The organism is Methylobacterium indicum (assembly GCF_017347565.1).
Taxonomy (GTDB): Bacteria; Pseudomonadota; Alphaproteobacteria; order Rhizobiales; family Beijerinckiaceae; genus Methylobacterium; species Methylobacterium indicum.
Map to the genome: position 1 here is coordinate 4,108,244 of NZ_AP024145.1, position 21,350 is coordinate 4,129,593.

The following is a 21,350-nucleotide window of genomic DNA, read 5'->3' on the forward strand; positions in this document are numbered from 1 at the left end:
CGCTACGCCGCCGCCCCACGCCCCGCGCACACCTCGTCGAGCCACCCCGTCCGCAGTTCCGGCACCGAGGACAGGAGCAGCCGCGTATAGGGCTCTTGCGGGGCGGCGAGCAGCGCCTCGGTCGGGCCGGCCTCGACCACGCGGCCGTGCTGGAGCACCATGACGGCGTCGCTGATCGAGCGGATCACCCCGAGGTCGTGGCTGATGAAGACGTAGGCCACGTTGAGGTCGCGCTGGATCTCGACCAGGAGGTCGAGCACCGCCTCGCCCACCACCGTGTCCAGCGCCGAGGTCACCTCGTCGCACAGGATCACGTCGGGCTCGGCGGCGAGCGCGCGGGCGAGGTTGATGCGCTGCTTCTGGCCGCCGGAGAGCTCGCCCGGGCGCCGCTCGGCGACCGTGCGGGGCAGGCGGACCTGGTCGAGGAGCTGCATCAGCCGCTGGCGGCGGGCCGACGCCCCAAGGCGATGGTAGAAGGCCAGCGGCCGTTCCAGGATCTGGGCGATGGTCTGGGCCGGGTTCAGCACCGTGTCGGCGTTCTGGAAGACGATCTGGATCCGCCGCAGGGTCTCGCGGTCGCGCCGGCCGAGCGCCGGGGCCAGAACCGTGCCGTCGAGCCGCACCTCGCCGCGGGCGGCCGGCACGATGCCGGAGACGACGCGCGCCAGCGTGCTCTTGCCCGAGCCCGATTCGCCGATGATCCCGAGGGTCTCGCCGCGGCGCAGCGAGAAGCCGACGTCGTGCAGGATCTTGACCTGCGGCAGGCCGTCGGCCCCGACCGGACCGTAGCCGGCGGTGATGCCGGTCGCCGCGAGGACCGGGGCTTCGCCGGTCTGAGGCGAGGCCTCCGCCCCCTTGCGCTTGACCGGGGAGGCGGCCGCGATGAGCTGGCGCGTATAGGGATGGGCCGGCGCGCTCACCATCTGGTCGACCGCGCCGATCTCGGCGAGGCGCCCGTGGCGCAGGACCGCGATCCGGTCGGCGATCTGGGCCACCACCGCGAGGTCGTGGCTGACATAGATGCCGGTGATGCCGCGCTCGCGGATCGCCGCCTTGAACGAGACCAGCACCTCGATCTGGGTCGTGACGTCGAGCGCCGTGGTCGGCTCGTCGAAGATCACGAGGTCGGGATCGTTGAGGAGCGCCATGGCGGCGAGCAGCCGCTGGAGCTGCCCGCCCGAGACCTGGTGGGGGTAGCGGTCGCCGATCGTGTCCGGGTTCGGCAGGGCGAGTTCGCGAAACAGCGTCTTCGCCTTGGCGGTGGCGGCCTCCGCCGTGAGCGAGCCGTGGATCAGCGCGCTCTCGATCACCTGCGCCATGATGGTGCGGGCGGGATTGAACGAGGCCGCTGCCGACTGGGCGATGTAGGCGATGCGGTTGCCGCGGAGCGCCCGCAGCTCGGCGGGCGACGAGGCCAGGACCTGCGTCCCGAACACGTCGACGCTGCCGCCGCGGATGGCGCAGCCCTTGCGGGCGTAGCCCATCATGGCGAGCGCGATCGTGGTCTTGCCCGAGCCCGATTCGCCGATCAGCGCCAGGACCTCGCCGCGGGCGATCTCGAACCCGACCTCGTGGACGATCGTCGTCTCGCGGCCGTCCTCGGCCTTCGCGGCGACCTTCAGCGCCTCGACCCGGACGGTGCCGCTCTTATGCGCGTGCGCCATGATCAGCGCCCTCCCGCTCTCGCCCGGCCGGGCAGGTTGTCGACCAGGAGGTTCACCCCGATGGTCAGGATCGCGATGGCGATGGCCGGCATCACCACCGCCGGGGCGCCGTAGCTGAGGCCCGCCACGTTCTCGCGCACCAGCGAGCCCCAATCGGCGTAGGGCGGCTGCACGCCGAGACCGAGGAACGACAGGCTCGAGAGCAGCAGCACCACGAAGACGAAGCGCAGGCCGAAATCGGTGGCGAGGGGCCCCACCATGTTGGGCATCACCTCGCGCAGCATGATGTAACCGCGGCCCTCGCCGCGGGCCTTCGCGGCGAGCACGAAATCCTCGGCCGCGATGTTGACGGCGAGCGCCCGGGTGATCCGGTAGCAGCCCGGCACGTAGATGAACGCCATGGTCAGCACCAGGATCGGCAGCGACGAGCCGAGGCCGGCGATGAGCACGAGCGCCAGCATCTTCGAGGGGATCGAGGTCAGCGCGTCGAGGAGCCGGCTCAGCGCGCTGTCGGTCCAGCCGCCGACCACCGCGGCGAACAGGCCGAGCCCGATGCCGGCCGTGCAGGCCAGCGCCGTGGCGAGCGCCGCGATGCCGACCGTGTAGCGGGCGCCGAGCAGGATCCGGCTCAGCATGTCGCGGCCGAGATAGTCGGTGCCGAGGGGGAAGGCCCGGCTCATCGGCCCGAACACGTCGGTATCGACGATCGCGCCGGGATCGTAGGGGCTCAGCGCCTGGCCGAACACCGCGACCGCGATGCCGGCGAGCACGATGCCGGCGCCCAGGCAGGCCATGGGGGAGAGCCGCAGGCGCATCCGCGGCGCCGCAGGGGCGATCTCCGTCACGGTCTCGCCGAGGCCAAGATTCTGTTCACGCATGGCGCAGCCTCGGGTTGGACAGGATGGCGACGATGTCGGCGGTGGTCACCAGCAGCAGGTAGACGGCGCAGAACACGATGGCGCAGGCCTGCACGACCGGCATGTCGCGCATCGACACGCTGTCGACCATCAGCTTGGCGATGCCCGGATAGTTGAAGATCGTCTCGACGATGATGACGCCGCCGAGCAGGTAGGACAGGCTGAGCGCGACCGCGTTGGCGATGGCCCCGACCGTGTTCGGCAGGACGTGGCGCAGGACCACCCGGGCCGGGCTCGCGCCCTTGAGCGCCGCCATCTCGACGTAGGGGGCCTTCATCGCCTCGATCACCGCGGCGCGGGTCATCCGGACCATCTGGGTGACGACCACGAAGGACAGGCTCATCACCGGCATCGCCACGGCGCGCAGGAATTCCAGCGGGGTGGCCGAGCGCGGCACGAAGGAGAGGGCCGGCAGCCAGTGCAGGTGCACCGCGAAGACCAGCACCGCCAGGGTGGCGACCAGGAATTCGGGGATCGACACCGCGGCGATGGTCAGGATGCCGACCGCCCGGTCGTAGGCCGAGCCGCGCCAGACCGCCGCCGTGATGCCGAGCGTCAGCGCGACCGGCACCGAGATCGCGGTCACGATGCCGGCGAGGATGAGCGAGCTCGACAGCCGGGCCCAGATCAGGTTGCCGACCGGCTGGTGGCTGACCAGGGAGACGCCGGCATTGCCGGTGAGGAGCCCGCCGAGCCAGGTGGCGAAGCGCTGCAGCGCCGGGGCGTCGAGGCCGAGCGCCTGGCGCAGGCCCGCCACCGCCTCCGGGGTCGCGCTCTGGCCCAGGATCGCCTGGGCGACGTCGCCCGGCAGGAGCTGGGTCGCCCCGAACACGACCACCGAGACGAAGAGCAGCGTCGCGGCGGCGACGAGCACGCGGCCCGCGATCATCGTCAACATGCGGCGGCTCATGCGCCCTCCCTGATCCTTGGGTGGCCGGCCCTCCCGGGCGGGCGGTTCGTTGCAAGTTCGGCGCCGCGGTCCCGCGACGCCACGCGGCAAGTTCGGCGCCGCGGTCCCGCGACGCCGCGCGGCCGGGACCCCGGACGTGCTGGGACCCCGGGACCGGGCCGGGCCCGGCAGGATGCGGGGGAGGACGGGGGCGCCCCCCGTCCCCGTCCGGGGAGACGATCAGGCGTCGAGCCAGGCGTACTCGCCGAAGGTGTAGCCCATCAGGCCGCCGGTCGGGATCGGGTGCAGGCCCTTGATCTTGCTGGAGTAGCAATCGATGTTGCTGATGAAGGCCGGGATGCCGATGCCGGCGCCCTCGTGCACCAGCACCTGCGCGTCGTGGTACATCTGCTTGCGCTTGGCCTCGTCGCGCTCGGCCCGGGCGCCGACGATCAGCTGGTCGAAGGCCGGGTTCTTCCAGCGCGACTCGTTCCAGGCCGCATCCGACTTGAAGAACAGGCTGAACAGCAGGTCGGCGGTCGGGCGCGGGTTGATGTTGCCGAAGCAGAGCGGGCTCTTCATCCAGTAGTTCGACCAGTAGCCGTCGGACGGCACCCGCTGGACGTCGATGTTGAGGCCGAGCTTCTTGGCATCCTGCTGGATCAGCACCGCCATCTCGACCGAGGCGTCGGCCGCCGGGGAGGCGACGAGCGGGATGGTCGAGCCCAGCACCCCGGCCTTGTTGAAGTGGAACTTGGCCTTCTCGGGATCGTAGGGCCGTTGCGGGATGTCGGCGGCGTAGTAGCGGTTCGAGGACGGGATCGGGTGGTCGTTGGCGATCTCGGCGTAGCCGCGGAACACCGCGCTGCGCATCTGGGCGCGGTTGAGCAGGTACTTCATGCCGAGCACGAAGTCCGGGTTGGTGCCCGGGCCCTCGTCGAGGCGGGCGATCAGGTCGGTGTAGAGGCCGGCCTTGGTCTCCAGCACGTTGAAGCCGCCCATGCTCTCGATCACCCGCAGCGAGCGCGGGTTGATCACCGCGGCGATCTGCACGTCGCCGGACATGAGGGCGTTCACCCGCGACTGCTCGTCGGGCAGGCCGAAGAACTCGATGCTGTCGAGGAACGGGCCGGGCTGGCGCCAGTAATTGTCGTTGCGCACCGCGATCGTGCGCACGCCCGGGGTGAATTCCTTGCACTTGAACGGGCCGGTGCCGATGCCCTTCGAGAAGTCGGTGGTACCGGCCTGGACGATGTGGAAATGGGCGGTGCCGAGGATGACCGGCCAGTCGGCATTGGCGCCGCTGAGCACGATGCGCACCTCGTTCGGGCCCGCGGCCTCGATCGCGGTCATCTGCTTGGCCAGCGTGTTGGCCTTGGAGCCGACCGCCGGGTCGAGGTGGCGCTTGAGCGAGAAGACCACGTCCTCCACCGTCAGCGCCTTGCCGTCGTGGAAGGTCACGCCCTTGCGCAGGGTGAAGGTCCAGGTCTTGGCGTCCGGGCTGTCGTAGCTCTCGGCCAGCTCGGGGCCCGGGGCGCCGGTCTGGTCGATGCGGACCAGCTTGTTGTAGAAGAAGTTGCAGCGGACGTAGTCGCTCGCGTTCGACTGCTTGGCCGGGTCGAGCGTGTCGGAGGTCGAGCTGGTATAGGTGCAGACCCGGATGTTGCCGCCGCGCTTGGGCGTCTGGGCGAGCGCCTTGGTGGCGCTGCCGAACACCGCGCCGCCGGCGAGCAGGCCCATGCCGGCCGAGCCGAGCAGGCCCAGGATGTCGCGCCGCGATGCTCCCCGGCGCAGGCCGTCGAGGACGCGGCCGCGATCGGCGGGGCTCATGGTCTCAAAGGCGTCTGCGTCCAGCTGCGACATCGTCTTCCCCTCTGGCCAAGCCCGGCGGCGGTGTCTTTGTGCGGTGCGATAGCGTCATGCTGCACCGCCAAAATTTTGGGCATAATCCGTTCGGCACAAACAATCATCACCATCTTCGTAGGATTGTCAACAATCTGAATCGTTGGCCGCCGCCTCGCCCGGCGACTTGAGGCGAAAGCGGTCTCCCGCCGCCTCCGGCCGGGCCTTCGTGCCGCGCGGGGCGTCCGCCGCGGCAGGTTCTGCGGCCCGGCGCGCCGCCTTCGGCCGGAGCGCGGCGGTGTCCAGGCGCTATGATTCGCCCGCAGCCCCTCCGCGAGAGCCCCGATGACCGACCCCGCCGCCCTCCTGTCCGCCCTGGTCGCGATCCCCTCGGTCTGCCGCACGCCGAACGGTGCGATCGTCGCGCTGGTGCGCGACCACCTCGCCCGCCACGGCGTCGAGGCGGCCGTGCTGCCGGGGCCGGAGGGCGACCGGGCGAACCTCTTCGCCACGATCGGCCCGCGCGACGTGCCGGGGATCGTCCTCTCGGGCCACCTCGACGTGGTGCCGGCCGGCGAAGGCTGGACCGGTGATCCCTTCACCTTGCAACAGATCGGCGACCGGCTGGTCGGGCGCGGCGCCGTCGACATGAAGGGCTTCGTCGCCTGCCTGCTGGCGCTCGTGCCCGAGATGGTGCGGGCGCCGCTCGCCCGGCCGATCCACCTCGCCCTCTCCTACGACGAGGAGGTCGGCTGCGTCGGCGTGCGCCACATGATCGACCGGCTGCCCGCGCTCTGCGCCCCGCCGACCGCCTGCATCGTCGGCGAGCCCTCGGAGATGCGTCCGGTTTTGCGCCACAAGGGCAAGGTGGCCGGCCGCCTCACGGTGCGGGGCCGGGCCGGCCATTCCTCGCGGCCGGACCTCGCCGACAACGCCGTGCATCTCGCCGCCGACCTCGTCGGGCTGGTGCGCGGCCTGCACGAGGATTTCGTCGCGCAAGGTCCGTTCCACGCGATGTTCACGCCGCCTTCCTCGACCCTCCAGGTCGGGGTCATCGCCGGCGGCACCGGCGTCAACGTCGTGCCGGATACCTGCCGGATCGACTGGGAGGCCCGCGCGGTGCCGGGCACCGACCCGATGACGATCCACGACACGCTCCTCGCCCGGGTCGCCGCCCTGGTGGAGCCCCTGCGGGCGGCCGGCCGCGAGGTCGCGGTCGAGAGCGAGGTGCTGTCGGCCTATCCGGCGCTCGATCTTCCCGACGACGCGCCCTTGCGCGGCCTCGCCGAGGCGTGGTCGGGCCACGCCGCCCTCGGGGCGGTGAGCTACGGCACCGAGGCCGGGCTGTTCCAGGCCGCCGGCATCCCGTCGATCATCTGCGGCCCGGGGCGCATCGCCGAGGCGCACCGCCCCGACGAATCGATCGGGCTGGCCGACTTGGAGGAATGCTGCGCCATGCTGCGCCAAGTGATTGCCGACCAGAGGTGATTGCCGACCAGAGGTGATCGCCCACCAGCGGTGATCGCCCCCATCGAGCCGAAGGGCGAACCGGGCCAGAGGAGGAACGTTGTCGGAGCCAGGATCTAACGATTTCCGGGATCCGACAGGAGAGCAGCATGCGTTCGATTCTCGCAGGACTCGCCGCCGGCCTTCTCGTTGCGGGCGCCGCCTCGGCCCAGACCGCCGCCCCTTCGACGGCCCCGGGCCCCGGGACGGGGTCGAGCATGGGCACTGGCCCGGCCGCGACCGGCACCGTCGCCCCGATGCCGAACAACACCGGCGGCGGCGCCGGCGGCGTCGCGGCCCCCGGGCCGAACGGCGCCTCGACCATCACGGGCAACTCGGCCGCCGGCGGCAATGCCGGGCAGCCGTCCCGGGCGGTGCCGCAGGGCAGCGCCGGCAGCGGCAGCCGCTGAGCGCCCCCGGGCGGGCCATATCCCGATCTTATCGCGTCCGCCCGTCGATCGTATTGGAATTGCCCCTCCCGGCGCGGTAACACCGCGGCCAAGAGCAGGCCGGCCGCCTCGAACCGGCGGCCGGCCACCACGGGAGGTCTTTTCGAGCATGAACGCCCATCAGCACTTCATCGGCGGCGCCTGGATCGGCAGCGAGGCGACCCTGCCGGTCCTCAACCCGTCGCACGGCCAGGAGATGGCCCGCATCGCCCGCGGCGGGGCCCGTGAGATCGACGAAGCCGTCAAGGCCGGCCACGCCGCCATGGACGGCGAGTGGGGCCGGCTCGACGCCGCGTCCCGCGGCCGCCTGCTCCTCAAGCTCGCCGAGCTGATCCGCCGCGACGCCGAGATCCTGGCGACGATGGAGAGCGAGGATGTCGGCAAGCCGATGACGCTCGCCCGCAACGACGCCCAGGTCTGCGCCCGCTACTTCGAGTATTACGGCGGCGCCGCCGACAAGGTGCACGGCGACACGATCCCGTTCCAGAACGGCTTCACCGTCATGACCGTCTACGAGCCGCACGGCGTCGTCGGCGTCATCGTGCCGTGGAACTACCCGCTCCAGATGACCGGCCGCTCGGTCGCCCCGGCGCTCGCCATGGGCAACGCCGTGGTGCTCAAGCCCGCCGAGGACACCTCGCTCTCGGCGCTGCATCTGGCCAAGCTCGCGGCGGAGGCCGGCTTCCCGGCCGGCAGCCTCAACGTGGTGACGGGGCTCGGCGAGGAGGCGGGCGCGGCGCTCGCCAGTCACAAGGGCATCCACCACATCAGCTTCACCGGCTCGCGGGAGGTCGGCACGCTGATCCAGACGGCGGCGGCCAAGAACACCATTCCGGTGACGCTCGAACTCGGCGGCAAGTCGCCCCAGGTCGTCTTCGCCGATGCCGACCTGTCGGAGGCCGGCACCGTCATCGTGAAGGCGATCACCCAGAATGCCGGCCAGACCTGCTCGGCCGGCTCCCGCGTGGTGATCGAGGACGCGATCTACGACAGCTTCACCGCCGACCTCGCCAGGCGCTTCAAGGACCTGCGCGTCGGCTCGGGCGAGCAGGACCTCGACCTCGGCCCCGTCGTCAACGCCAAGCAGTGCGAGCGGGTGCAGAGCTACATCGATCTCGCCCGCCGCGACGGCCTGACCATCCTGGCCGAGGGCGAGCTCGGCACGAACGTGCCGGGTGACGGCTACTACGTCCGCCCGACCCTGATCGGCGACGTGCCGCCCGACCACCGCCTCGCCCAGGAAGAGATCTTCGGGCCGGTCCTGGTGGCGATCCGGGTGCGCGACGAGGCCGAGGCCCTGAAGGTGGCGAACGGCACCGAGTACGGGCTGGCCGCCGGCATCTGGACCCAGGATCTCGGCAAGGCGCTGCGACTCTCGAAGGGCATCAAGTCGGGCCAGGTCTTCGTCAACAACTACGGCGCGGGCGGCGGCGTCGAGCTGCCCTTCGGCGGCGTGAAGGGCTCGGGCCACGGCCGCGAGAAGGGCTTCGAGGCCCTCTACGGCTTCGGCTCGATGAAGATGATCGCGATCAAGCACGGGGTCTGATGGTCATGGCGGCGGGGAGTGGTAGGGTCAGGCCGCTCGAGGGCCTGACCGTGGTGGCGCTCGAGCAGGCGGTGGCGGCACCCTACTGCTCCTCGCGCCTGGCCGACGCGGGCGCCCGCGTCATCAAGATCGAGCGGCCGGAGGGCGATTTCGCCCGCGGCTACGATGCGGCGGTGAACGGGCTGGCGAGCTACTTCGTCTGGCTCAACCGCGGCAAGGAAAGCCTGGTCGCCGACATCAAGGACCCGGGCGACGCCGCGCTCCTCCACGCCGTCCTCGCCAAGGCCGACGTGTTCATCCAGAACCTCGCGCCGGGCGCCGCCGCCCGGGCCGGGTTCGGCTCGGAGGAGCTGCGGGCCCGCTACCCGCGTCTCATCACCGTGGATGTCACCGGCTACGGCGCCGGCCATGCCTATTCGGACATGAAGGCCTACGACCTCCTGGTCCAGGCCGAGAGCGGGCTTGCCGAGATCACCGGCCATCCGGCGGGTCCCGGCCGGGTCGGGGTCTCGGTCTGCGACATCGCCTGCGGCATGGCGGCTCATTCCGCCGTCTTGGAGGCGCTGATCGCCCGGGGCCTCACCGGCGAGGGCGCCAAGCTCGAGGTCAGCCTCTTCGACGGCATGGCCGACTGGATGAACGTTCCGCTGCTCTACTTCGAGGGCACCGGCCGGGCGCCGCAGCGGGTGGGTCTGGCCCACCCGTCGATCTGCCCCTACGGCGCTTTCCCGACCCGGGACGGGGCCCTGGTGCTGCTCTCGATCCAGAACGAGCGCGAATGGGTCAAGTTCTGCGCCGCGTTCCTTCGCCAGCCCGATCTGCCCTCGCGCCCGGGCTTCGAGAGCAACACCGCCCGGGTGGCGAACCGCCCCGAGGTCGACGCCGTGGTGGCGCAGGTTTTCTCGGAGTTGAGCCGCGACGAGGCGGCCGACCGACTGAGAGCCGCCGGCACCGCCTACGGCTTCGTCAACGGGCTCGCCGATCTCGTCTCGCATCCGGCGCTCCGCCGGGTCACCGTCGAGACCCATGCCGGCCCGGCCTCGATCGTCGCGCCGCCGGCCTTGCGCAATGGCCGGGCGCCGGTGCTGGGGCGCGTGCCGGGCATCGGCGAGCACAGCGAGGCGATCCGGCGGGAATTCGCGGCGTAAGCTTTCCCAAACATCGAAAAGTCGAGCACACTCCCCTCTCCCGTTTGGGCTAGCATGTTCACACATCTTGGTTTGAGCGCTTCTCCCTTTGAAAGTAGCGCGCCTCTCCTCCCCCTTGTGGGGAGGAGCCGGAGGTGGGGGTGGTGCCGGATAAGGCTCTGCGGTGCCTTCTGCACCACCCCCACCCCTAACCCCTCCCCACAAGGGGGAGGGGAAGCGCGCTTACCTTCAATGGGTTAGCATTCAGAGGAGAAGTGTGAATCCGCTAGCCCGTTTGGGAGAGGGGCCGGGGGTGAGGGTGGCTCGGCTTCGGTATAAAGCTGTGACTGTTGTGTGGGCAGCTCTACGCTGAGTGCTTCACACGGAACCGTAGCACCCTCGCGCGATCTTCGATCGCCCCTACCCCTCTCCCACACGGGAGAGGGGATCCCGCGCCTGATAAAGTCGCGGGATCCTCAATAAAACCACCCGGGAGGACCACCATGGCCACCATCCGCGAAGACGACCTGGTCGCCTCCATCGCCGACGCCCTGCAATTCATCTCGTACTACCACCCGGCCGATTACATCGAGAACCTCGCCGAGGCCTGGCGGCGCGAGGAGAGCCCGGCGGCGCGGGACGCGATGGCGCAGATCCTGGTCAATTCGCGCATGGCCGCCTTCGGCCGCCGGCCGATCTGCCAGGATACCGGCACCGCGCAAGTGTTCATGAAGGTCGGGCTCGGGGCGCGGATCGTCTCGAACCGCTCGCTGCAGGAGATCGTCGACGAGGGCGTGCGCCGGGCCTGGCGCGAGGAGCGCAACCCGCTGCGCGCCTCCGTCGTCGCCGAGCCGCTCTTCGGGCGCCGCAACACCGGCGACAACGCGCCGGCCATGCTTCATGTCGAGATGGTGGCCGGCGACACGGTCGAGGTCCATGTCGCGGCGAAGGGCGGCGGCTCGGAGAACAAGGCGAAGTTCGCGGCCCTCAACCCGAGCGATTCCGTCGCCGACTGGGTGGTGCGCACCGTCGAGACCCTGGGGGCCGGCTGGTGCCCGCCCGGCATGCTCGGCATCGGCGTCGGCGGTTCGCCCGAGAAGGCGATGACGCTCGCCAAGCTCTCGCTCCTCGATCCGATCGACCTGCCGCAGATCCGCGCCCGCGGGCCGTCGTCCAGGGAAGAGGAGTTGCGGCTCGAGATCTTCGAACGGGTCAACGCGCTGGGCATCGGCGCGCAGGGCCTCGGCGGCCTGACCACGGTGCTGGATGTGAAGCTCAAGACCTTCCCGGTCCACGCCGCCTCGCTCCCCGTCGGCCTGATCCCGCAATGCGCCGCCGACCGGCACGCGCATTTCACCCTCGACGGCAGCGGGCCTGCCGTCTTCACCCCGCCCTCCCTCGATCTCTGGCCGCAGGATGTCAGCGTCGCGACGGCCGCCGGGCGGCGGGTCGATCTCGACCGGCTGACCCGCGAGGAGGTCGCCTCCTGGCGCGCCGGAGAGACCCTGCTGCTGTCGGGCCACCTGCTTACCGGGCGCGACGCGGCGCATTTGCGCCTGACCCGGATGCTGGAGGCGGGCGAGGACCTGCCGGTCGATCTGCGCGACCGGGCGATCTACTATGTCGGCCCGGTGGATGCGGTCGGCGACGAGGCGGTGGGCCCGGCCGGCCCGACCACCGCGACCCGCATGGACAAGTTCCTGGAGCCGATCCTGTCGCGGACCGGCCTCCTCGTCATGGTCGGCAAGGCCGAGCGGGGCCCGGCCGCGGTCGAGACCATCGCCCGCCACGGTGCGGCCTACCTGATCGCGGTGGGGGGCGCGGCCTACCTCGTCTCCAAGGCGATCAAGTCGGCCCGGGTGCTCGCCTTCGCCGATCTCGGCATGGAGGCGATCCACGAATTCGTGGTCGAGGACATGCCGGTCACCGTCGCGGTGGACGCCGCCGGCACCTCGGTCCACCGCGACGGGCCGGCCCGCTGGAGGCGGCCGGTGCGGGAGATGGCGCCGGCGTAAGCGCAGGATGGCCCTCCCCCGCAGGGGAGGGTTCGTGCTCGTCACCCTTGAGCCTTGCCGTCACGGTTCAGTCACGCCCGCGTGCTGAATCGGGCGGCGCAAGGAGACAAGCGTGACCGGCACGACGCGCTACGCCCTCTACTTCACGCCGAAGCCCGGCTCGGACCTCGCCCGGTTCGGCAACGCCGTGCTCGGCATCGACAACCATACCGGCGCCGAGATCCCCCGCCCGGACGGGATGGCCGATCTCGCGGGCGTGACAACCTCGCCCCGTCGCTACGGCTTCCACGCCACCCTGAAGGCGCCGATGCGGCTCGCCCCCGGCGCGGCCGAGGCCGACCTGCTCGCCGCGGCGGAGGCCTTGGCGGCGGACCATCCGCCGGTCCCGGTCGGTCCCCTGCACGTCGCGACGCTCGGCGCCTTCACGGCCCTGATCCCGGTGGCCCCGCCGCCGGAACTCGGCCTGTTCGCCGCCGAATGCGTCGCCGCCTTCGAGCCGTTCCGCGCGCCCCTCAGCGAGGCCGAAACGGCGCGCCGCAGGCCCGAGCGCCTGAGCCCCCGCGGCCGGGCGCTGCTCGCGGCCTGGGGCTATCCGCACGTCTTCGAGGAATTCCGCTTCCACATGACCCTGACCGACGCCCTGCCGGAGGAGGCTCGCGCGCGTTGGCGCGAGCGCCTGACGGCCGCCTACGGCGCAGGCGCCTCCCTCACCCTCGACGCCCTGTCGGTGCTGCGCCAGGACGGTGCCGCCCCGTTCCGGGTGCTGCAACGCATCCCGCTCGGAGGCTGACGCGATGGCCGGACAACTCGGGCTGGAGCCCGTCATCGATCCGACCGCCACAATCCGGGAAAGCCGGCTCGGCCGCTATACCGAGGTCGGACCCCGCACCCAGCTCGCGGAGACGGTGCTCGACGACTATTCCTACATCGGCAACGACGGCGAGGTGATCTACACCACGATCGGCAAGTTCTGCTCGATCGCCGCGATGGTGCGGATCAATCCGGGCAACCACCCGATGGAACGGGCCTCGCAGAGCCACTTCACCTACCGAGCCGCCTCGTACTGGCCGGAGGAAGCGAATGAGCCGGCCTTCTTCGACCGGCGCCGGGCCTTGCCGGTCACCATCGGGCACGACGTCTGGATCGGCCACGGCGTCGTGGTGCTGCCGGGGCGCAGCATCGGCACCGGCGCGGTGGTCGGCGCGGGCGCCATCGTCACAAGGGACGTCGCGCCCTACACCATCGTGGTCGGCAACCCGGCCCGGCCGGTGCGCCGCCGCTTCGACGAGGCGGCCGCCGAGCGCCTGATGCAACTCGCCTGGTGGGACTGGGGCCATGACAGGTTGCGCGCCGCTCTCCCCGACTTCCGCCAGCTTCCGATCGAGGCCTTCCTTGATAAATATGCCGGCTAAGCACTGACGCACTGTCATCCGGCTGTCGCTTAACGGGCGTTTACGTTCGCCGAACAGTGAAGTCGGGCGAGCGGATGCTGGTTGTCGAGAATCTCACGCGTCAATACGGTGCCCGCCGGGCCGTGGACGGGGTCACCCTGTCCATCGAGCGCGGCAGCTTCGTCGGCGTGATCGGGCGCTCGGGCGCCGGCAAGTCGACCCTGCTGCGGATGCTCAACCGCCTCGCCGACCCGACCGGCGGGCGCATCCTCTTCGACGGCACCGACGTGACGGGCCTGCGTGGAGGGGCCCTTCGCGCCTGGCGCGCCCGCTGCGCGATGATCTTCCAGCAATTCAACCTCGTCGGCCGCCTCGACGTGATGACGAACGTGCTGATGGGCCGGCTCAACCAGGTGCCGGCCCACCGCTCGCTGCTGAAGCTGTGGAGCGAGCAGGACCGGGCGCTGGCCCTGGCCGCCCTCGAGAATTTCGACATGGGGGCGTTCGCCGCCAACCGGGCCGACCAGCTCTCGGGCGGCCAGCAGCAGCGCGTCGCCATCGCCCGCGCCCTGGTGCAGGAGCCGGAGATCATCCTGGCCGACGAGCCGGTCGCCTCCCTCGATCCGCGCAACACCCGCCTGGTGATGGACGCGCTCGCCGACGCCAACAAGCGCTACGGCATCACCGTGTTGTGCAACCTGCACTCCCTCGACCTCGCCCGGGCCTATTGCGACCGGCTGATCGGCCTCTCGGCCGGCCGGGTGGTGTTCGACGGCCGCGGCTTCGACCTCACCGAGGACGTCGCCCGCACCCTCTACGGTCTCGAGGCCGGCGAGGTGATGGACCGGGGCGAGCCCGAGACCCCGCCGGTGCCGGTGCGGGCTCCCGTCCGCCACGCCGAGGCGCTGAGCGCCTGAAACCTTTTTTCGTTCCGAGAAGGACTTGAACGATGCTGACCCGTCGCACCCTCGTGGGCGCCGCTGCCGCCCTGATGTTCGCCGCCGGCCCGGCTCTCGCCCAGGACTGGAAGGCGAAGTACCCCGAGCTGACCCTCGGCGTGATCCCGGCCGAGAACGCGTCGGGCACCGTCGACCGCTACACCCCCCTCACCGCCTACCTCACCAAGGAACTCGGCGTTCCGGTGAAGCTGCGCGTCGCGAATGATTACGCGGCGGTGATCGAGGGCCAGCGCGCCGGCAACATCCAGATCGCCTTCTACGGCCCGGCCTCCTTCGCCCGCGCCGTCATCACCGGGGTGAAGGCCGAGCCGGTGGTCAACCAGAAGCACGAGACCGGCGTCTCGGGCTATTACTCGGTGATCTATGTCAGGGCGGACAGCCCGTACAAGTCGATCGAGGACCTGAAGGGCAAGAGCCTCGCCCTGGTCGACCCCAACTCGACCTCCGGCAACCAGGCCCCGCGCTTCTTCCTGCACAAGGCCGGCCACGACGTCGACAAGTTCTTCGGCAAGACCTTCTATGCCGGCAGCCACGAGAACGCCGTGCTGGCGCTCGCCCAGGGCACGGCCGACGCCGCCGCCAACTTCTGGAACTCCGACACCGACAGCAACCTGACCCGGATGCTGGCCAAGGGCATGGTGAAGAACGCCGACGGCACGCCGATGAAGCAATCGGATTTCCGCGTCATCTTCAAGTCCGAGTTCCTGCCCGAGGGGCCCTTCGCGGTCCTCGCGAGCCTGCCGGACGACCTCAAGCAGAAGATCCGCCAGGCCTTCATCGAGTTCCCGACCAAGGACAAGGCCGCCTTCGACAAGCTCTCGGACGGCAAGGACCAGGGCCTCACCCCGGTGACGCTGAAGGACTACCAACCGATCATCGAGATGCTCCGCCACAACGACGAGCAGCGCAAGCGGTCGTAAGCCACTTCCCCTCCCTCTTGTGGGGAGGGGTCAGGGGTGGGGGTGGTGCCGCGTAGAGCGCGAGCTTCATCCGGCACCACCCCCACCCCCCAACCCCTCCCCACAAGGGGGAGGGGAGGAGCATCCCCGTGACCGTCCGCATCGAGACCCTGCCGCCCGAGCGCGAGGCGACCCTGCTCGCCGCCTATTCCGGCGCCGTCGCCTCGACGCGCCGGCGCAACCTGGCGGTCGTCGTCGTCATCGTGGCGCTCTACCTGCTCGCCGGCTGGATGGCCGAGGTGCGGCCGCTCACCTTTCTCGACAACATCCAGAACTTCACCGCCTATCTCGGCCAGATCCTGCCCACCCTGACCATCGACAACCTGCCTGCCGACGTCGCGGCCTGGTACTGGGGCCTGCCAAAATGGCTCGGGTTGCTGGCCGAGACCATCCTGATGGCCTATCTCGGCACGCTGTTCGGCGGCATCGCGGCGTTCGCGCTGTGCTTCCTCGCCTCGGCCAACCTCGTGCGGTCCCCGGCCATCCGCTTCTGCGCCCGCCGCTTTCTCGAAGTGTGCCGCACGGTGCCCGAGGTGGTGTTCGCGCTGATCTTCGTCATCGCCTTCGGGCTCGGGCCGATGGTCGGCGTGCTGGCGCTCGCGATCCACACCACCGGGGCGCTCGGCAAGCTCTTCTCCGAGGTGGTCGAGAACATCGACATGAAGCCGGTCGAGGGCCTGACCGGGACGGGCGCGGGCTTCCTCGAGACCGTGCGCTTCGCGGTGGTGCCGCAGGTGCTCTCCAACTTCGCCTCCTACGCGCTGCTGCGCTTCGAGATCAACGTGCGGGGTGCCGGCGTGATGGGCTTCGTCGGGGCCGGCGGCATCGGCCAGGAGTTCCTGGTCGCGATCCGCAACTTCTACTACACGGACGTGAGCGCGATCCTGGTCCTCATCATCCTGACCGTGGTGACGATCGATCTGGCCACCGAGTCCTTACGTCACCACCTCCTCGGCCGGGAGGCCCACGCGTGAGACCCCGCCCGCCCTCCGCCCTGCGCCAGGCTGCGCTCGCCGATCTCGACGGCCTGCGCCAACGCCACCCGGCGGTCTTCCGGCCCTCGTGGCCGCGCCGCGCCGTGGTGATCGGCAGCCTCGCCGCAATCGTCGCGCTGGCCGTCTTCGCCATGGTCAGGCTCGACTTCTCGCTCCTGCGCATCGTCAACGGCCTGCACCGCCTCGGCGAGTTTGCCGGCATGATGCTGCCGCCCTCGGCGCAAGGGCGCTTCGGCCTGTTCCTGTCGGCCCTCGGCGAGACCCTGGCGATCGCCTTCCTGGGCACCCTGACGGCGGCCTGCCTCGCCTTCCCGGTGGCGTTCCTCGCCGCCCGCAACGTGGTGAAAAACCCCTTCCTGCGCTTCGGGGTGCGCCGCGGCTTCGACGTGATCCGTTCCGTCGACGTGCTGATCTGGGCGCTGATCTGGATCAACGTCGTCGGCCTCGGGCCGTTCGCCGGGGCGCTCGCCATCGCCTGCTCGGATTTCGGGGCGCTCGGAAAACTCTTCTCCGAGGCGGTCGAGACCGCCGACCGCAAGGCGCAGGAGGGCGTGACCGCGTCGGGCGGATCCCGGCTGCACCGGGTGCGGTTCGGCCTGGTGCCGGCGGTGCTCCCGGTGCTCGCGAGCCAGGTGCTCTACTTCTTCGAATCGAACACCCGCTCGGCCACCATCATCGGCATCGTCGGGGCCGGCGGCATCGGCCAGTACCTCACCGAGCTGATCCGGGTGCTGGAGATGCAGCAGGTCGCCTTCCTGGTGCTGATGATCCTCGTCACCGTGGCGCTGATCGACCTCGTCTCCGGCCGCCTGCGCCGGGCGATCATCGGGACCGCGGCCCACTGACCGCGAGGGGTTAGGGGCCTGATTCCACCGGGTTTTCGCGAGTGCGACGGCGTGCGAAAACCTCGCGCGGCGCGCGTGTCTTCCTGATTGTCTTCCCCCGGGGCGGGCGCCTATAAGCCGGCTGTCTCACGCAGGCCTTGCGGCGTCGAGAGCCCCGCCGGGCGCTCTCCGCGCGCAAGGATCGATCCATCCGCCGGGGAGCACCATGGCCGGGCATTCACAGTTCAAGAACATCATGCACCGCAAGGGCCGCGTCGACGCGGTTCGCTCGAAGGTGTTTTCCAAGCTCGCCCGAGAGATCACCGTGGCGGCCAAGCTCGGCACGCCCGACCCGTCGATGAACCCGCGCCTGCGCGCCGCGATTCTCGCGGCCCGGGCCGAGAACATGCCCAAGGACAACATCGAGCGCGCCATCAAGAAGGCGGCCGGCGGCGACGCGGAGAACTACGAGGAGGTCCGCTACGAGGGCTACGGTCCCGGCGGCGCCGCGCTGATCGTCGAGGCCCAGACCGACAACCGCAACCGCACCGCGAGCGACGTGCGCTCGGCCTTCACCAAGTCCGGCGGCAGCCTCGCCGAGACCGGCGCCGTGTCGTTCATGTTCGACCATGTCGGCCTCGTCGCCTTCGACGCCAAGGTGGCCGATGCCGACACGATGCTGGAAGCCGCCATCGAGGCCGGCGCCGACGACGTGAAGTCCGACGAGAGCGGCCACGAGGTCATCTGCGAGCAGGGCGCGATGGGCGAAGTCTCCAAGACCCTGGAAGCCCGCTTCGGCGAGCCCCGCCGCACCGCCCTGATCTGGCGCGCCCAGAACACCGTCGACGTCGACGACGAGACCGCCGAGAAGCTGATCCGCCTCGTCGAGACCATCGAGGACCAGGACGACGTGCAGAACGTCTTCGTGAACTTCGCGGTCTCCGACGCGATGCTGGCGAAGATGCAAGGATAAGGCCCGGGTCGTGTACGACTGAAGGGATCTCGGGTTCCGACGATCCACCACGTCGTCCAGGGCTCGCCGCTGCGCCTCAGGGATGACGCAGGGCTATTCAGGGAAAGGTGAGGCGCGGGAAATCCCCTCTCCCCGCGGGCGGGGAGAGGGCCGAACCCTCGTTCAGAGGGTTCGGCAAGCCCGTAGGGCGAGGGTGAGGGGGTGGTTCCGAACGAGACTCTTCCGGAACCCACCCCCTCACCCTCGCTCCGGCATTCGCCTCCGCTTGTCGCTTGCACGACAAGGTGCAAGCGACCCTCTCCCCGCCCGCGGGGAGAGGAGAGACCCCGCGCCATTCTTTGTCCTGGTCTCTCTCGGTGGGATGAGCCGACGGGAAATCCTCGGCAGAGCGAAGCGCGCTCAGGGCTTTGCACTCACCCCGGCAGCCGCAACCGCGCCCGCAAGCCCCCCATCGCCGACCGGTCGAGCTCCAGCCCGCCGCCATACAGCTCCGCCAGTTCCGTGGTGATGGCGAGGCCGAAGCCGTGGCCCGGCACGGTCTCGTCGAGGCGTTTGCCGCGCTGCGCCACCGCCGCCAGCGCCTCCGGCCCGAGGCCCGGACCGTCATCTTCGATCGACACGATCACGTCGCTGCCGGAGTCTTCCGCCGACACCCGCACCGCGCGGGCGCACCACGCGCAGGCATTGTCGATCAGGTTGCCCAGCATCTCGTCGAGATCCTGCGGGTCGCAGGCCGCCGCGAGGCCGGGCGGAACCGTGCAGGCCACCCGCACGCCCTTCTCGGCGTGTAGCCGCTCCAGGGCCGCCGCGAGATCCATCACCGGCCCGACGAGTTCGGTTCGAGTCCGGGTGGCGCCTGTGAGGGCGGCGCTGCGGGCCCGGCGCAGGTGGTGGCGTACGCCGCGGTCGAGGCTGGCGACGAGGTGGGCGAGGCGCCCATCCGGGTCGCGACCGGGCTCGGAGAGAGCGAGGCTCAGGGTCGCGAGCGGCGTCTTCAGGCCGTGGGCGAGGTTCGCCACATGGGTGCGGGCCTGGGCGAGCTGCGCGGCATTCTCGTTCAGAAGCGCATTGATCTCGGCCGCGAGCGGCCGGACCTCCGCCGGCTGGGAAGCGGGCACCCGCTCGCGCTGCCCGGCCCGCACCGCCTCGAGTTCCCGGCGCAACCGGTCGAGGGGCTTGAGGCCGAGGCGGACCTGCGCCACGGCGCCGGCGGCGAGGCACAGGCCCAGCACCCCGAGGCTCGCCGCGAGAGCAAGGCCCGCCTCGCGCAACGGCCCCCAGAGGGCGGCGCGCGGCGCGCTCGCCGCCACCATCGTGCCGTCCGGGAGGTCGAGGACCCGCAGGATCAAGGCCTCGCCGCGGGGGCCGATGCCGTCCGCCGGGCGCGGCCGGTCGTCGCCGGCCTGCGGGACCTGCGGCAGGGCGAGGTCGCGCCCGGCGAGGGAGGCGGAGCCGAGCGACGCCGCCCCGCGCCGGACCTGCCAGGTCCAGCCCGAGCCCGGGCGGTCGAAGGGCGGCGCGTCGAGGTCGCGGGACAGGCGGAGGGGCTGGCCCGGCTCCAGCCCCGAGACCAGGGAGACGATCTGCGCATCGAGCCGGGACTCGATCTGCCCGCGCACGAAGCGCGCGAGGATCAGCCCGATGGCGAGCCCCGCCACCACCAGGGCGGCCACGATCAGCCCCAGCGCCCCGAGGAGCAGGCGCCGGCGCAGGGAGCCGATCTGGCCTAAGCCCGTCACGCCGCCTCGCCCGCGGTGAGCCGGTAGCCGTGGCCGCGCACGGTCTCGATCCGGGCCGGGGCGATCTTGCGGCGCAGGCGCGTGATGATGACCTCGACGGAGTTCGAATCGACCTCCGCGTCGCCCTCGTAGACCCGCTCCAGCAGCTCGCCCCGCGGCACAACCCCGTCCCGGCGCAGGATCAGGCAGGACAGGACCCGCCATTCGAGGCCGGTGAGCTTGAGCGGCAGCCCGTCGCGGGTGAAGGCGCCGAGGCCGGGATCGAAGCTGACCGGACCGCAGGTCACGGTGGTGGCCCCATGGGCGGCGGCCCGGCGCACCAGCGCCCGCAGGCGGATCACCAGTTCCTCGACCCGGAACGGCTTGACCAGATAGTCGTCGGCCCCGGCCTTGAACCCCGCCACCTTGTCGCTCCAGGCGTCCCGCGCGGTGAGGACCAGCACCGGCAGGGTGCGCCCCACCGCCCGCCAGCCCTGCAGCACCGCGATGCCGTCGCGCTTCGGCAGGCCGAGATCGAGCACCGCCGCGTCGTAGGTCTCGGTGTCGCCGAGATGCGCGCCGTCCTCGCCGTTGCTGGCATGGTCGACGGCGCAGTTCTCGGCGCGCAGGACCCGCAGGATCTCGGCCGCGAGGGCCGCATCGTCCTCGACGAGCAGGAGCTTCATGGGCGGTCGTACTCAACGGTGGGAGCGCGGATTTCGCCGTAGTCCCGGCGGTTTAACCGAACCTGAACGGCGAGGTTCAGGCCCGGTTCCCGGGTCCTGACGTAGAAGAGCGCCAACCCGGAAGGGCCCCGACGACAGGAACACACCGATGACCGACCACACCATCATCGACGGCAAGGCCACCGAGATCGAGACCGCCAAGGTCGAGACCGGCGCGACCGAGACCATCGCTCCCGCCGCCCGCACCAAGCCCCGCCGCGGCCTCCTCGTCGGCGCCGTCGCGGTGCCGCTGGCCCTCGGCGCCGTCGGCCTCTCGCTCGCTCAGCCGGCCGAGACGCCGCTCACCCCCGTCGCCCCGGTCGCCGTGAGTGCGCTCGCGCCCTCCGGCGCCACCGCCGCCAAGGGCGAGGTCGCCGAGATCTTCGGCAACAAGTTCATCCTCCAGGACGGCACCGGACGGGCGCTCGTCGAGACCGGCCGGGCCGGGGAGGGCGGTGCCCTGGTCGCCAAGGGCGAGAGCGTGACGGTGCAGGGCCGGTTCGAGAACGGCTTCCTGCAGGCCAGCGCGCTCACCCGCGCCGACGGCAGGACCGAGACCCTGCGCCCCGCCGGTCCGCCCCCCGGGGGCCTCGACTGGGCGAAGGACAAGGTCGGGCTGGGGCCGAGCGTCGACGTTCCGGCCCTCACCAAGGCGGTCACGGATGCCGGCTACACCGATATCCGGGTCGCCGGCCGCGGGCCGCGCCACCTCGAGGTCGCGGCCAAGGGCCAGGACGGCAAGGAGCGCATGCTCCATGTCGGCTTCGACGGGCAGATCCGCGAGATGCGGACGTTCTGAGGCGTTGGAACGCCGATCTCGAAGCCCATCCCAAGAGCTCCGGCTGCTTTCC

At 71.0% G+C, this 21,350-nt stretch carries 19 protein-coding genes; 13 read left to right on the plus strand and 6 right to left on the minus strand.

What is annotated here, in order from left to right; translation table 11 throughout:
- Positions 1–2 precede the first annotated feature (2 nt).
- The 4 genes from miv_RS19140 to miv_RS19155 all read right to left on the minus strand — a co-directional run bounded on the left by miv_RS19140 (position 3) and on the right by miv_RS19155 (position 5,300).
- On the minus strand, positions 3–1,664 hold the full coding sequence (locus tag miv_RS19140; protein ID WP_207178278.1) for an ABC transporter ATP-binding protein: 1,662 nt from the start codon (positions 1,662–1,664) through the stop codon (positions 3–5).
- A gap of 2 nt (positions 1,665–1,666) precedes the next feature.
- The gene (locus tag miv_RS19145) at positions 1,667–2,542 is read right to left on the minus strand and encodes an ABC transporter permease (RefSeq protein ID WP_058619607.1); all 876 of its coding nucleotides are present in this window, start codon (positions 2,540–2,542) and stop codon (positions 1,667–1,669) included.
- Positions 2,535–3,491, minus strand: coding sequence for an ABC transporter permease (locus miv_RS19150; protein ID WP_048430891.1), 957 nt, complete (start codon positions 3,489–3,491; stop codon positions 2,535–2,537). The genes miv_RS19145 and miv_RS19150 overlap by 8 nt, the downstream gene beginning before the upstream one ends.
- 219 nt (positions 3,492–3,710) lie before the next feature.
- Positions 3,711–5,300 (minus strand): ABC transporter substrate-binding protein, encoded by a 1,590-nt coding sequence (locus miv_RS19155; RefSeq protein ID WP_207178280.1) that lies wholly within the window; start codon positions 5,298–5,300, stop codon positions 3,711–3,713.
- 357 nt (positions 5,301–5,657) lie between these two features.
- Between miv_RS19155 and argE the strand changes: the two genes are divergently transcribed.
- From argE to miv_RS19215, 12 genes are all read left to right on the plus strand, one after another.
- Positions 5,658–6,800: an acetylornithine deacetylase gene (gene argE, locus miv_RS19160; protein WP_207178282.1), complete on the plus strand. Its 1,143-nt coding sequence runs from the start codon at positions 5,658–5,660 to the stop codon at positions 6,798–6,800.
- A gap of 128 nt (positions 6,801–6,928) precedes the next feature.
- Positions 6,929–7,228, plus strand: coding sequence for a hypothetical protein (locus miv_RS19165; RefSeq protein WP_207178284.1), 300 nt, complete (start codon positions 6,929–6,931; stop codon positions 7,226–7,228).
- Between the two features lie 148 nt (positions 7,229–7,376).
- On the plus strand, positions 7,377–8,813 hold the full coding sequence (locus tag miv_RS19170) for an aldehyde dehydrogenase family protein (RefSeq protein ID WP_048430895.1): 1,437 nt from the start codon (positions 7,377–7,379) through the stop codon (positions 8,811–8,813).
- A 5-nt stretch (positions 8,814–8,818) separates the two neighbouring features.
- Entirely contained in the window at positions 8,819–9,961 is a 1,143-nt protein-coding gene (locus miv_RS19175) for a CaiB/BaiF CoA transferase family protein (RefSeq protein WP_207178286.1), read from the plus strand.
- A 482-nt stretch (positions 9,962–10,443) separates the two neighbouring features.
- The gene (locus miv_RS19180) at positions 10,444–11,955 is read left to right on the plus strand and encodes a fumarate hydratase (RefSeq protein ID WP_207178288.1); all 1,512 of its coding nucleotides are present in this window, start codon (positions 10,444–10,446) and stop codon (positions 11,953–11,955) included.
- A gap of 112 nt (positions 11,956–12,067) precedes the next feature.
- On the plus strand, positions 12,068–12,745 hold the full coding sequence (locus tag miv_RS19185; protein ID WP_207178290.1) for a DUF1045 domain-containing protein: 678 nt from the start codon (positions 12,068–12,070) through the stop codon (positions 12,743–12,745).
- Positions 12,746–12,749: 4 nt separating this feature from the next.
- A complete protein-coding gene (locus miv_RS19190) occupies positions 12,750–13,367 on the plus strand; it encodes a DapH/DapD/GlmU-related protein (RefSeq protein WP_207178292.1) in 618 nt (205 codons plus the stop codon).
- Positions 13,368–13,441: 74 nt separating this feature from the next.
- Entirely contained in the window at positions 13,442–14,263 is an 822-nt protein-coding gene (gene phnC, locus miv_RS19195; protein WP_207178294.1) for a phosphonate ABC transporter ATP-binding protein, read from the plus strand.
- A gap of 32 nt (positions 14,264–14,295) precedes the next feature.
- The gene (gene phnD / locus miv_RS19200; RefSeq protein ID WP_207178296.1) at positions 14,296–15,225 is read left to right on the plus strand and encodes a phosphonate ABC transporter substrate-binding protein; all 930 of its coding nucleotides are present in this window, start codon (positions 14,296–14,298) and stop codon (positions 15,223–15,225) included.
- Between the two features lie 128 nt (positions 15,226–15,353).
- On the plus strand, positions 15,354–16,238 hold the full coding sequence (gene phnE / locus miv_RS19205) for a phosphonate ABC transporter, permease protein PhnE (protein ID WP_207178298.1): 885 nt from the start codon (positions 15,354–15,356) through the stop codon (positions 16,236–16,238).
- A complete protein-coding gene (gene phnE, locus miv_RS19210) occupies positions 16,235–17,104 on the plus strand; it encodes a phosphonate ABC transporter, permease protein PhnE (protein ID WP_244748597.1) in 870 nt (289 codons plus the stop codon). Before phnE (miv_RS19205) ends, phnE (miv_RS19210) begins: the two co-directional genes overlap by 4 nt.
- A gap of 205 nt (positions 17,105–17,309) precedes the next feature.
- Positions 17,310–18,056, plus strand: a complete 747-nt coding sequence (locus miv_RS19215) for a YebC/PmpR family DNA-binding transcriptional regulator (RefSeq protein ID WP_058620527.1) — start codon at positions 17,310–17,312, stop codon at positions 18,054–18,056.
- Positions 18,057–18,469: 413 nt separating this feature from the next.
- Here miv_RS19215 and miv_RS19220 read toward each other — a convergent pair whose 3' ends face one another.
- Both miv_RS19220 and miv_RS19225 read right to left on the minus strand, forming a co-directional pair.
- Positions 18,470–19,795, minus strand: a complete 1,326-nt coding sequence (locus miv_RS19220) for a sensor histidine kinase (RefSeq protein ID WP_207178300.1) — start codon at positions 19,793–19,795, stop codon at positions 18,470–18,472.
- A complete protein-coding gene (locus tag miv_RS19225; protein WP_207178302.1) occupies positions 19,792–20,460 on the minus strand; it encodes a response regulator transcription factor in 669 nt (222 codons plus the stop codon). Before miv_RS19225 ends, miv_RS19220 begins: the two co-directional genes overlap by 4 nt.
- Positions 20,461–20,608: 148 nt before the next feature.
- Between miv_RS19225 and miv_RS19230 the strand changes: the two genes are divergently transcribed.
- The gene (locus miv_RS19230) at positions 20,609–21,298 is read left to right on the plus strand and encodes a DNA-binding protein (protein WP_207178304.1); all 690 of its coding nucleotides are present in this window, start codon (positions 20,609–20,611) and stop codon (positions 21,296–21,298) included.
- Positions 21,299–21,350: the final 52 nt, after the last annotated feature.

Bases quoted from the DNA above. Each gene is read 5' to 3' on its own strand.
- miv_RS19140 (WP_207178278.1), bottom strand. From the start codon at position 1,664: ATGGCGCACGCGCATAAGAGCGGCACCGTCCGGGTCGAGGCGCTGAAG.
- miv_RS19145 (WP_058619607.1), bottom strand. From the start codon at position 2,542: ATGCGTGAACAGAATCTTGGCCTCGGCGAGACCGTGACGGAGATCGCC.
- miv_RS19150 (WP_048430891.1), bottom strand. From the start codon at position 3,491: ATGAGCCGCCGCATGTTGACGATGATCGCGGGCCGCGTGCTCGTCGCC.
- miv_RS19155 (WP_207178280.1), bottom strand. From the start codon at position 5,300: ATGAGCCCCGCCGATCGCGGCCGCGTCCTCGACGGCCTGCGCCGGGGA.
- argE (WP_207178282.1), top strand. From the start codon at position 5,658: ATGACCGACCCCGCCGCCCTCCTGTCCGCCCTGGTCGCGATCCCCTCG.
- miv_RS19165 (WP_207178284.1), top strand. From the start codon at position 6,929: ATGCGTTCGATTCTCGCAGGACTCGCCGCCGGCCTTCTCGTTGCGGGC.
- miv_RS19170 (WP_048430895.1), top strand. From the start codon at position 7,377: ATGAACGCCCATCAGCACTTCATCGGCGGCGCCTGGATCGGCAGCGAG.
- miv_RS19175 (WP_207178286.1), top strand. From the start codon at position 8,819: ATGGCGGCGGGGAGTGGTAGGGTCAGGCCGCTCGAGGGCCTGACCGTG.
- miv_RS19180 (WP_207178288.1), top strand. From the start codon at position 10,444: ATGGCCACCATCCGCGAAGACGACCTGGTCGCCTCCATCGCCGACGCC.
- miv_RS19190 (WP_207178292.1), top strand. From the start codon at position 12,750: ATGGCCGGACAACTCGGGCTGGAGCCCGTCATCGATCCGACCGCCACA.
- phnC (WP_207178294.1), top strand. From the start codon at position 13,442: ATGCTGGTTGTCGAGAATCTCACGCGTCAATACGGTGCCCGCCGGGCC.
- phnD (WP_207178296.1), top strand. From the start codon at position 14,296: ATGCTGACCCGTCGCACCCTCGTGGGCGCCGCTGCCGCCCTGATGTTC.
- miv_RS19215 (WP_058620527.1), top strand. From the start codon at position 17,310: ATGGCCGGGCATTCACAGTTCAAGAACATCATGCACCGCAAGGGCCGC.
- miv_RS19225 (WP_207178302.1), bottom strand. From the start codon at position 20,460: ATGAAGCTCCTGCTCGTCGAGGACGATGCGGCCCTCGCGGCCGAGATC.
- miv_RS19230 (WP_207178304.1), top strand. From the start codon at position 20,609: ATGACCGACCACACCATCATCGACGGCAAGGCCACCGAGATCGAGACC.